At 48.7% G+C, this 3,032-nt stretch carries 4 protein-coding genes; all 4 read right to left on the reverse strand.

Annotation, left to right across the window (positions count from 1 at the left end; translation table 11 throughout):
• A partial coding sequence (locus BG32_RS12450; RefSeq protein ID WP_147435020.1) for a carbohydrate ABC transporter permease occupies window positions 1-515 on the reverse strand: 515 nt, incomplete at its 3' end.
• Window positions 516-563: 48 nt separating this feature from the next.
• Complete coding sequence (locus BG32_RS12455) at window positions 564-1,412, reverse strand: extracellular solute-binding protein (protein WP_259459730.1); 849 nt, start codon at window positions 1,410-1,412, stop codon at window positions 564-566.
• Window positions 1,352-1,807: an extracellular solute-binding protein gene (locus BG32_RS16735; protein ID WP_259459729.1), complete on the reverse strand. Its 456-nt coding sequence runs from the start codon at window positions 1,805-1,807 to the stop codon at window positions 1,352-1,354. Before BG32_RS16735 ends, BG32_RS12455 begins: the two co-directional genes overlap by 61 nt.
• A gap of 30 nt (window positions 1,808-1,837) precedes the next feature.
• Window positions 1,838-2,578 (reverse strand): GntR family transcriptional regulator, encoded by a 741-nt coding sequence (locus BG32_RS12460; protein WP_121510232.1) that lies wholly within the window; start codon window positions 2,576-2,578, stop codon window positions 1,838-1,840.
• Window positions 2,579-3,032 lie beyond the last annotated feature (454 nt).

Raw genomic sequence — 3,032 nt, forward strand, 5'->3', positions numbered from 1 at the left:
AAGTACATCATCCAGTAGCCCGAGCTTCTCCAGACGTTAAGAAGTATCAGCCCCCAAAGCGCCTGATCGGGAGAGGCGAAGAAGGGCTGAGGTTTGAAGCCGAACATGGTCAGAAAGCTGTTTGCCAGCCCGTTATACGGATCGAGGACTATCATCCAGATTACCGAGACAACGGCGAACGAGATCGCCGTCGGCAAGAAGAAGACAGTCCTGAAGAACTTGGTGAAGAAGTGGCTGGAATTCAGAAGCAACGCCATCAACAATGAGGTCAGGACAATCAAGGGATTTACGATTATCGAGTACAAGAGAGTAACAGAAAAGGATTTCCAGAAAACGGGATCATGCTTGAAGAGGTATTCATAGTTTTCGAACCCTACGAATGACTTTGTCCCGGTGTAACTCGTCATAGTAAGGCTCTCAATAACCGAGACGCCTATTGGCCAGATCTTGAATACAAGAAGAAATACCAGCGCGGGCAGAACAAAAAGCCACGCTACTTTGTTATTTCGAAACATCTGCACACCATCCGGAATAATCTAGATTCAGGCACGATCCCTGGAAAACTATCTGTACTTTCTAAGTTCTCTGTCGATTCGTACGGCGACCTCTTCAAGGGTGCTTCTTGGATCGGCACCGTAGTGAATAGAGTTGAATGCCTCCCGCAGCATTAGCTCGTACTGAGAGTATCCGGGTGTTCTAGGTCTCGGGACTGCGGTGGTCTCCATTTCTTTAACGAAGAGCTGCCACATTGGGTTATCGAAAACCTCGGGAAGGGCCTCGTAAACATCTGGCCTTGCCGGTGCAATACCGTTCAGCTTGTGCCAGGTTATTACAGCTTCCTTGCCGGTAATATACTTTGTGAAGGCCAGAGCCTCCTCAAGCTTCTTTGTCTTGGAGTTAATTCCAACATGCCAACTGCCTGTCGGGGTGACTGCAACTCCGCCCTCGAAATAGGGGAAGGGGGAAAGTCCATAATCCACGTCGGGATACTGGAGCATCCTTCTCAAGTTCCACTCGTTTCCAAGCATCATTGCGGCTCTGCCAGTTCCGAAATACTCTCGTGAAATGGCCGAGTCGTTGAGCCCTTGGGGACTGACCTTCCATTCGTTGAAGAGTTTCCAGTAGAAGGTGGTTCCTTCAACGAACTCATCTGAAGTGATATATCCCTGAGATTCAAGACCGTCGTCAGAAAGGACTTTCGCGCCTAGTGACTGAACCATGGGGAAGATCAGATACGGTCTGTCTATCTGTTCAATCACAAGACCCCAGATATCTGTAAGTCCGTCACCGTTGGTGTCTTTGGTGAGTTTCTTCGCAATTTCGGCCACCTCTTCCCACGTAAGTCTCTCTTCTATTGTCTCCGGCAGAAATGGAACACCGTATTCCTCGAAGATAGCTTTATTGTAGAATATGCCGGCCGATGAAGTTCCGTAAGGAACCGAATAGAAAGTGCCTGATAGCTGCCCTCTTCTATAGAGGCATCGAACCACGCAGACATCTCCTCATCGCTGAAGTGTTCATCCAGGGGAAGGAGATAACCTCGTGCCGCATAAGAGGCCGTGTTTGGACCATCCACAATATACACATCCGGTGTACCGTCGCCAGCCGCAAGTCTGACTTCAATCGTCTGGAAGAGCTGGCCGAAGGGGACCAGTTGAATGTCCACGTCGATTCCTGTCTCTTCTTTGAACGCATTGACGAGCTGCATAACCTGATCCTGGGGCCACCCCATCCATAGGACCTCAATGGTTGTGGCTGAAAGCATAACACCCAGTAATAGAACCGTCACCAGTAAAAGCTTTCTCATTTCCCTACACCTCCTGTTTAGCTATCTATCTCAACGTCTTCTGATGAGCTTGAAAGTGAATTTTCCCGACGGAAAGTAACTCTTCGAATACAGAACCTTTCTATCCAAAACGTCGTAATGAATCTGCTCCAGTAAGAGAAGTGAAGTACCCACGTCGACCTTGAGCCTTTCAGATAGGACTTCGTCACAACTTGAAGGAATTAAATCGCACTCGGCATATCTGATATCGATATTATAGTGTTTACCCAGTCCCTCAAAGACAGAATTGTGAATTCTGTCGGGATCTATATCTTTCACTATGGACTTCGGAATGTAATCAATGCAAACGGCAACGGGCATTTCCGAAGCGTATTTGGTAGTCTCAAGAACATGAACCAGACAGCCGACTTCCAGGTCGAGGAACTCACAGATTTTTTCTTCGCAAACACACTGATCGAATCGGCTTATCTCGCTTCTGGCAGAATGACCCTGGGATTCGATAAAGCTCCCTATGCTTGAGAGCCTCTCGATTCCTCCCCTAATGATCGGATATCTATCTGTAACGAAAGTCCCAATTCCATGCTTCTTAAGTAGCAAACCCTCTCTTTGAAGGAGGCCGATAGCTTCTCTCAGGGAATTCCTGCTAACCCCAAGCTCATGAGCAAGGTCCGGTTCCGAGGGCAATCTCTCTCCTGCTTTGAGTTCACCATTCAAGATCAGTTTTCTCAGTTCGCTATGAATCTTCCCAGAAAGTGAGACATGGGAATTGTGGTCGATACCTATCTCCCTCATTCGCACCGCCTCTTGAATGTTGTAGGATGTCCTACAGCTTAATATACACTATTCATCTTCAGAAACAAAGACTGTGGAACCCTTTTAGTTTGCGATTTGCCATCATCAGTCCACTGTACTAGGAATCGGAATTCCGGCGAAGATCGTGCTGGAGCGCAAGGCAGGGCAGGGACATCCCAGGTCGCAATGCCGGCTAAGAACATGCCGGGACGCGAGGCCGACTGCTTCGGGAAGTGATGCCCTTATAGAACATTGGACGCAATACACTGAGGAGCATCAGTGGACGCAAGGCTGGGCAAGAACTGCCCAGGTCGCAATGCTCGCTTCGCGGGGAAAGAGCGGATGAACACTGATGAAAGCCACGTTGCCGGTCAACGGTTCTCCCTGCCGAGCGGTTCAAAACCAGATCCCGAAACAAGTTCGGGATGACAGCGTATGGTTACTCCGAAAACGC

Source organism: Mesotoga sp. HF07.pep.5.2.highcov (assembly GCF_003666285.1).
GTDB classification, from domain to species: domain Bacteria; phylum Thermotogota; class Thermotogae; order Petrotogales; family Kosmotogaceae; genus Mesotoga; species Mesotoga prima.

Coding starts and splice junctions, on each gene's coding strand:
- BG32_RS16735 (WP_259459729.1), bottom strand. CDS start 1,807: ATGAGAAAGCTTTTACTGGTGACGGTTCTATTACTGGGTGTTATGCTT.
- BG32_RS12460 (WP_121510232.1), bottom strand. CDS start 2,578: ATGAGGGAGATAGGTATCGACCACAATTCCCATGTCTCACTTTCTGGG.